4 protein-coding genes are annotated in these 9030 nt (G+C 39.6%); all 4 read right to left on the bottom strand.

Annotated elements, in window-relative coordinates:
• Positions 1-9: 9 nt before the first annotated feature.
• A complete protein-coding gene (yabN, locus tag J2S13_RS12955; protein WP_307258190.1) occupies positions 10-1470 on the bottom strand; it encodes a bifunctional methyltransferase/pyrophosphohydrolase YabN in 1461 nt (486 codons plus the stop codon).
• 5 nt (positions 1471-1475) lie between these two features.
• Entirely contained in the window at positions 1476-3065 is a 1590-nt protein-coding gene (locus J2S13_RS12960; protein WP_307258191.1) for a putative polysaccharide biosynthesis protein, read from the bottom strand.
• Between the two features lie 286 nt (positions 3066-3351).
• On the bottom strand, positions 3352-3888 hold the full coding sequence (gene spoVT / locus J2S13_RS12965; RefSeq protein ID WP_307258192.1) for a stage V sporulation protein T: 537 nt from the start codon (positions 3886-3888) through the stop codon (positions 3352-3354).
• A gap of 1350 nt (positions 3889-5238) precedes the next feature.
• Positions 5239-8757: a transcription-repair coupling factor gene (gene mfd, locus J2S13_RS12970; RefSeq protein ID WP_307258193.1), complete on the bottom strand. Its 3519-nt coding sequence runs from the start codon at positions 8755-8757 to the stop codon at positions 5239-5241.
• Positions 8758-9030 lie beyond the last annotated feature (273 nt).

Consider the following 9030-nt stretch of genomic DNA (forward strand, 5'->3'; position numbering starts at 1 on the left):
TCTCCCTTTCTATAACCCTTTTTTCTTTGCTTCATTCCAAAATTCATCCATCTCTTCTAAAGTAAATTGTTTAAAATCTCGTCCACTTTCTTTTACCCTCTTTTCCACGTAAGAAAATCTTCGGTAAAATTTCTGATTCACCTTGATCAAAGCTTCCTCAGGGTGAATGTTGTAAAATCTCGCAACATTCACAAGAGCAAATAGAACGTCTCCAAATTCCATGATTTGATTTTCTTTGTGACCATTTTGGGCTTCTACAATAAATTCCTGCCATTCCTCCAATACTTTATCTAAGGCGCCTTGAACGTGATCCCAATCAAATCCTACTTTCGAACAAGCTTTTTGATACTCATGTGCGACCATGATGGCGGGTTGTCCTTTTATTACTTTATCCAAGATCGATGTTTCGGTGCTTCCTTTCTCCCTCTCTTTAATGATAGCCCAATTCTTTACAACTTCATCCGCATTACTCACTTCAAGGTCTCCAAAAACATGTGGATGTCTTCTCACCATTTTGGCTGATATACTTTCAATCACATCATCAATTGAAAACATTCCATCATCTTCACCTATTTGAGCGTGAAGCATCACCTGAAGCAATACATCTCCTAACTCCTCAATCATATTATCAATATCATCTTGATCAATAGCATGGATCAGCTCATATGATTCTTCAATTAAATATCTTTTCAATGATTGATGTGTTTGTTTTTGATCCCAAGGACAACCATTTGGTCCACGCAATTCAGCAATAATTTGGCGTAGTGAGCGGAATTCTTTATATAATAATTCCTCATCATCAATGGGTGGAACATATAGCGAAGTTAAGTTATTGATCTTGATATTGTGATCGAGTTCATATAACGGAAGCTTTGTTACCTTTTCTTCCATACTCCCCGCTGCAGTAACAATATAGACAGGGTAGTCATCTGGGTATTTTTCCATTAACGTTAACTTTACTTCTGAAGCGATGAAAGCATCATATACTTGTGCAATGATAACATGTTGTTTTATATTAATATCTTCTTTTTTTAAATCAGTTCCATCCAATAATTGAAATCCTTCAATTGGGTCCACTTTCACAGACGTAAATAGGGCATCAAGAAAACTTTGTCCTCCTTCTATCCGGATAACAACGGATCCTTCTTCTTCTTTTTCCAACAATAATTGGATGGTCTTTTCCGCAACCATTGGATGTCCCGGGACGGCATATACGATATCTTCCTTTTTGGCCTTCTCCATTAATTGGTCAACAATCTCCTCGTATACCCCTTCAAATTGATCATGCTTTTCATATATATGGTCAAAGCTAATGAAATGCTTCCCTTCTTTCATTAACTCAGCTATTACAGGGTGTTCCACTGTTCGAACGAATACGGTAGGTGTTTCCTGAATTTTCCGATAGACCCCAAGTGGCAATTGCTCCAAACTACCTGCACCTAACCCTGTGATGTGTATAGTATGATTCATCTTTTTCATCCTCTTTTGTAAATTTTATTTGATATCAGCACTAATTGATGACCATATGGAAGGAAAGCCAATTCATTTTCCTTAAAAACTCCACTTTTCAAAACAGAATAAACAAACATAATCCCTCCTATTACCACGCTGCTAATGGATATAAACGTGGAGTGAAGACGATCATCTGCAATAAATGGGAAATATGATAACATCATGATCCATAATTGAATGGAGACCGTCATCATCATCGTTGCTAGAAGGCATTTCTTGATCATCTCATTCGTAAATACTTTTAACGGAAATTTCCTCTTGATTTTCCACCACAAAATAAAGCTCACGATTAACATGGAAAGCACGGTTGATACACTAGCTCCCATCGTTCCCAATTTTGTAATCAATAGTTGATTTCCAACATACTTCAATAGAAGTCCCAAAGCAATTGCCCAGGCAGGAGTGAAAAATTCGCCAACTCCCTGCAATACAGCCGATAGTGTCAAAATGAGGGAACTGAATAAAATGGATAAACAAAAAACAGCTAATACATGAGAACCATTCGTGTTTTCGAACAACATTTGATTTATCGGCTTCATAATATTTACAAGGCCTATTGCAGCTCCCACTCCCACAACAAAGCTCACCTTTAAGGACATCTGCACATATTTTTTCACCGCAGCCATGTGATCACGCTCGAATGCAGTGGCAATCATTGGAACGATAATAAGTGAAATCGATGTAGCCACAATCGTTCCTAATTGTAATAACGGCTGTCCTCGGTCATATATTCCCTTTTCAATTTTGGCATCCAACGGGGAAAGCCCTGATTTTACGAGGCCAAAATACAAATTAAGCGCATCGACTAATTGATATAAAACAAGGATCATACTTGATAAACATATGAGTATGCCTTGAAATGCCAAACGCTTCCATATCGTTCTACGTTTTAACGATGAAGTTTTCGGATAAGAAGGGGAAAAACGATTTTGTCTTATATAAAAAAACAAAACAAACATCCCGCCAAGTCCCCCCAGAATGGACCCTAACAGTGCCCCCTTACCTACTAAATAAAAGGAATATCCATGACTGACTAAAATATAGGATAATAATAGGATCGTCGTGACCCTTATCGATTGTTCTGTTACTTGTGAAACCGCAGAAGGAACCATCTGCCCTTTCCCTTGATAAAAGCCACGAATGACAGATACAAAAGGCATGATTAAAAAGGAAAAGGAAATCGTCTGAATCAATCCTGTTAAATGAGAATCCCCCATCCATTTTGCAATAAAAGGCGCACCAAAATAGGTAAAGGTGAATAATAATCCTCCTATTATACTAATAAACAGAAAGGAGGTCGAAATAATAAATCGAATATCCTCCCTTTTGTTTTTCTCTGCAACCAGCTTGGAGATCATAACAGGAAACCCGAATGTTGATAACCCCAATGCAATTCCATAGAAGGGATACACTTGTTGATATATGTAAAATCCAACATCCCCTACAATATTTTGAAAGGGGACACGATACACCGCACTTAATACTTTTATAACGAAAGCAGCCACTGTTAAGATTAGGGCGCCTTTCATAAATTCCCTTTGTTGATAAGGCAAATAACTCTCCTGCCCTTCCCGTATAGAAAATCATCTTAGGCGTGAGATATTCCCCCAAAGATGTATGAAATGAAACTACTACAAATGTAAAGGATTTTTCAAAACTTTGCAAAAGGAGAAGGATACATAAAAAACATCTAGGGTATAGGCAAAAAGAGGCTGTGTAGTTCCATAGAAAATGTGTATATCAGATCACCACAGCGAGACATAAGAGATCAAAACAAAAGACTTTGGAGAAAAAAGGCAACAAAAAAGGAGTAGTATTTGCCACACTACTCCTTCCTTTTTATGATTCCATTTGTCTAGCAAGGAAGCTTGCCGCCGTTTCGACTGCTTTTTGTTCTACCTCACCAATGGATCGCTCGTTGGAGAAAATGATGACGCCCCCAATTGGGTCTCCGTTTGCAATGATCGGTGCATTTGTGTAAGAATGTAGTTCTTCCTCCATCCCATCAATCAAAGCCATTTTCCCTTGTTGAGTGTGTAAGATAGATGTTCTTTCTTCTAATGTTTTTTCAACAGATTCGCTTATGTTTTTATTTAAATATTCCTTTTTGGATACCCCCGCAACTGCAATGACCTCATCGCGATCACAAATAAGAACAGGACTTCCCAAACTATCAAATAGTGCTTCTGCATATTCTTTTGCAAAGTCACTAAGCTCACTGATAGGTGAATATTTTTTTAAGATCACTTCACCGTCACGATCAACGAAAATCTCTAATGGGTCTCCTTCGCGAATTCTTAAGGTTCTACGAATTTCTTTAGGGATAACTACTCGTCCTAAATCATCAATACGACGAACTATACCTGTTGCTTTCATCTTTGTTGCCTCTCTTTCATCAGATGATTTTATTGGCAATGAACAATTGCCTAAAGGGAATTCTTTACCTTTGTTGTTGTTAGTATCCTACACCTAGAAAGTTCTATACACATATGGTGATTTTTTCTCGCTAGGAAATATATAACATTCCCCTGTCATCTGATTTGCGCCGCTTCTCGTGGGATTTGCACTTGTTCCCGGGTTATTTGAACTTTTCCCGGGATTTATGACTATTTCCCGCTGAGATTTGCACTCCTTCTGGCATGGGGTTCCCTTTTTTCCGCGGCCGGAGTGGGGGGCGGGCTTTTGATCATTTCCCACGCTCTTTTGGCTATTTCCCACACAGATTTGCACCAATTCTCGTGGGATTTGCACTTGTTCTCGGGTTATTTGAACTTTTCCCGGGATTTATGACTATTTCCCGCTGAGATTTGCATCCTTCTGTCACGGGGTTCCCTTTTTTCCGCGGTCGGAATGGGGGGCGGGCTTTTGATCATTTCCCACGCTCTTTTGACTATTTCCCATACAGATTTGCACCAATTCTCGTGGGATTTGCGCTTGTTCCCGGGTTATTTGAACATTTCCCGAGATTTATGACTATTTCCCACTGAGATTTGCACTCCTTCTGTCACGGGGTTCCCTTTTTTCCGCGGTCGGAATGGGGGGCGGGCTTTTGATCATTTCCCACGCTCTTTTGACTATTTCCCACATAGATTTGCACCGCTTCTCGTGGGATTTGCGCTTGTTCTCGGGTTATTTGAACTTTTCCCGGGATTTATGGCTATTTCCCGCTGAGATTTGCACTCCTTCTGGCATGGGGTTCCCTTTTTTCGCGGTCGGAGTGGGGGGGCGGGATTTTGATCATTTCCCACGCTCTTTTGACTATTTCCCACACGGATTTGCACCGCTTCTCGTGGGATTTGCACTTGTTCTCGGGTTATTTGAACATTTCCCGGGATTTATGACTATTTCCCGCTGAGATTTGCACTCCTTCTGGCACGGGGTTCCCTTTTTTCCGCGGACGGAGTGGGGGGCGGGCTTTTGATCATTTCCCACGCTCTTTTGACTATTTCCCACACAGATTTGCACCGCTTCTCGTGGGATTTGCGCTTGTTCTCAGGTTATTTGAACTTTTCCCGGGATTTATGACTATTTCCCGCTGAGATTTGCACTCCTTCTGGCACGGGGTTCCCTTTTTTCGCGGACGGAGTGAGGGGCGGGATTTTGATCATTTCCCACGCTCTTTTGACGGTTTCCCACATAGATTTGCACCGCTTTTCGTGGGATTTGCGCTTGTTCCCGGGTTATTTGAACATTTCCCGGGATTTTTTGATGAAGTTTTCAGCTTTTTTACTCTTTTTTGGCCTTTTCAATATTTTTAATGATGTTATAAGCCGTATCAAACCATTGTTCAATCGGTACACCCTTAATGTTCATCGTAATCATCAGTTTGGCCCCTTCCATTCCTAATCCAATATTGCGGCCATACTCATTGCATAACGAAAAAACTTTAGAACCATCAATATTTTGCGTTCCTTCTTCACTCATATACATAGTAATTTTATCTTTTAGTTGTTTAATGGACTCCATTTTCATCTTCTGAGCGAAAATTTTCATTTCAGCTATTAAGAATAAATAATTCACTTCTGTCGGATAATCTCCAAAACGGTCGACCATCTCCTCTTGTAATTCCTGAACTTCCTCAAGAGAAGAAAGGGATCGGAATCGCTTATACATTTCAATCTTTTGTTGTCCATCCTTAATATAGGCGTCAGGAATATAGGCATCAATATCTAACTCAACCTCAAAGGTTACTTTTGCCTCTCTATCCTCGTCGCCTTTCCGTTCTTCAATCGCCTCTTTTAACATTTGGGAATATAAATCAAATCCAACAGAATCAATAAATCCATGCTGTTGAGACCCTAACAGGTTTCCTGCACCTCGAATAGATAAATCCCTCATGGCAATTTTGAAACCAGATCCAAGCTCAGTAAATTCTTTAATTGCCTGCAAACGTTTTTCCGCTGCTTCTGAAAGTACTTTATCTTTTCTGTACATAAAATACGCATAGGCCACGCGGTTAGAACGTCCAACCCTTCCCCTAATTTGATAGAGCTGGGACAAGCCCATACGATCCGCATCATACACGATGAGGGTATTCACGTTTGGTATATCCACACCTGTCTCAATGATCGTCGTTGTGACCAAGACGTCAAATTCCCCTTCCAGAAAGCCAAGAATCACTGATTCGAGCTCCGTTTCTGTCATTTGACCATGTGCATATTGCACACGTGCATCTGGAACTAACATCGAAATTTCTTCTGCTTTTCTTTCAATATCCTCGACCCGATTGTATAGGAAAAATACTTGTCCTTCACGAGCTAGTTCCCTTTCAATAGCTTCTTTCACTAATGGGCCATTGTATTCCATCACATATGTTTGTACAGGAAAACGATTCTCGGGTGGTGTCTCAATAACCGATAAATCCCGAACACCTAACATCGACATATGTAATGTTCGTGGAATTGGCGTAGCCGTTAGAGTTAATACATCAACATTCGTTTTTAACTTTTTCACCTTTTCTTTATGTGTAACACCAAATCGTTGCTCTTCATCAACTATAAGTAAACCTAAATCATGATACTTTACATCTTTTGATAATAGGCGATGTGTACCGATTACCATATCGACTGTGCCATTTTTCAATCCTTTAATAACCTCAGTTTGTTCTTTTCTTGTTCTGAAACGACTTAAAAGGCCAATCGAGATTGGATAATCTTGAAATCTTTCCTTGACCGTTTCATAATGCTGCTGAGCTAATATCGTGGTAGGAACGAGTATGGCTACTTGTTTTCCATCCATAATGGCTTTAAATGCTGCACGAATGGCTACTTCTGTTTTTCCGTAACCTACATCACCGCATAATAATCGATCCATTGGGCGTTCTTTTTCCATGTCTTTTTTAATTTCCTGAACAGATTGCAATTGATCTTCTGTTTCCTCATAAGGGAAAGCCATTTCAAATTCACGCTGAAGGTCCCCATCAGGTGAAAATGAGTACCCTTTTGCCGCTTCCCTTTCGGCATACAGTTTAATTAAATCATCCGCAATATCTTGGACGGAAGATTGGACTTTCTTTTTGACCCGTTTCCAGTCACTTCCACCCAATTTATAAATTTTAGGGTCTTTTCCCTCTGACCCCACATATTTCTGAACAAGTTCAATTTGATCAACTGGTACATACAGCTGATCTGTCCCTTGATACTTAATATTTAAATAATCCTTATGCACTCCATTAATGACTAATGTTTCAATCCCTAAATATTTTCCAATCCCGTGGTTTACATGAACAACATAATCTCCCACATTAAGTTCTGAGTAGCTTTTAATTCTTTCAGCATTCGATAGTTTCTGCCTTCGAGGAGTCTTTTTCGTTTTTTTATTAAATAATTCTTCCTCTGTCACAACAGCCAGCTTTAACATCGGCAGTTCGAATCCTGTATGAAGTGATCCTTCAACCGTCATGATCTTTCCTAATAAAATCGAATGGTCATGTCCTGTACCGATTGCCTCAATCTCATAATCGTGCAATACATTTTGAATTTTCTTAACTCTTTCTTCATTCGGCCCAAGAAATAAAACGGTATAATTTCCTCGTTGCCAACGTTGAATTTCTGTCTTTAGCAAATTCATTTGCCCATGGAAATTTTGCATTGGTTTGCAAGACACATTTAAAATATTTTGCGGGTTTGTATGAGCAAAATGCCGTAAAAAAAGAGTTAGATAAATCCGCGGCTGTTTGATTTCTGAAAACAACGTCGGTAAGGAATGGGAGACTTTTAAATCGTGAACAATCTGCCCTTCCTCTAGTAAAGATGTATACCACTCCGCCTCTTCCTTATCTAATGATTCACTCATTTCATGTATGCGACTTACTTCATCTAAAAAAACCACACCATTTTGAGGAAGATAATCTAGCAAACTACTTGTTTCCTCGTAAGCAAATGATAGATACTTTGTCATTTGCTCAATGATTTGCCCTGACTTTAATCGTTCAATATCATAACCAATATTTTGAATGAATCGTTCTTTTACCTGCTCTTTTTTAATCTTCTTTAGTGAGGCTGCCCGGGCATTCTCTAATTTATTAGCTACCGTCACAAGCTGCTCACTTGTCAATGGATATTCTGTAAAGGGTCCGATGGTGACACTATTTGTATTTCTAAGAGATCGTTGGTCATCTATGGAAAAAAAACGGATGGAATCAATTTCGGTATCAAATAATTCGATCCGAATGGGATCATTCGTTGTGAGTGGATAAATATCAATTATTCCCCCACGAATACTATATTCTCCTGGTGTATTGACCATATCTGACCGTTGGTACCCCATATATAGTAAACTTTGTAGAAGTTCCTCTATTTCAATATCATCGCCCAGAGAAAAGGTCTTTTGGAATTTCCTCCAAACAGAAGGTGGAGGGAGAATTTTGCGCATTCCCGGTGCCGGAACAATATAAATCCCTGACTCAACATTAGCTAATTGATTTAAGGCCTCAATTCTTTGAGATTTCAATTCCGGACTTGCTATACTAATCTCCGCAGCAATCAGTTCATTTGCCGCATATATATATAGTTCCTCAGTCGGAACAAATGAAATGAGATCATCATACAATTTTTGTGCTTGAAGTAAATTATGGGTAATAATCATCGTTGGACGTTTTGTCTTCTCATACATTGCTGCAATAAATAATGATCTTGCCGAACCAGAAAGTCCAGCAACAAGTTGTTCAACTAAACCTTCTTCTACACCTTGAATAATCGATTCGATCTCATCATTTTGTAATAACATCGTTTGTAAGCTATTCAAGATCGTTCCTCCCCTCAAAATGAAAGCTTTTATCGATTTTGTCTCCCGGATAGTTGCCTCCGCTTTTCTCGATCTAGCTGCGGCTCCTAGCGGCTCGAGGTCAATTGGCAATCTCCTTCAGTGGGAAAAATACTCCCTCTTACGGATCTTGACAATTGCTTGTCGTCGCTGGACAGTCGCCTCCGCTTTTCTCGATCTAGCTGCGGCTCCTAGCGGCTCGAGGTCAATTGGCAATCTCCTTCAGTGGGAAAAATACTCCCTCTTACGGATCTT

Source organism: Oikeobacillus pervagus (genome assembly GCF_030813365.1).
In the GTDB taxonomy this organism is placed as follows: Bacteria; Bacillota; Bacilli; order Bacillales; family DSM-23947; genus Oikeobacillus; species Oikeobacillus pervagus.

Bases quoted from the DNA above. Each gene is read 5' to 3' on its own strand.
- yabN (WP_307258190.1), bottom strand. From the start codon at position 1,470: ATGAATCATACTATACACATCACAGGGTTAGGTGCAGGTAGTTTGGAG.
- spoVT (WP_307258192.1), bottom strand. From the start codon at position 3,888: ATGAAAGCAACAGGTATAGTTCGTCGTATTGATGATTTAGGACGAGTA.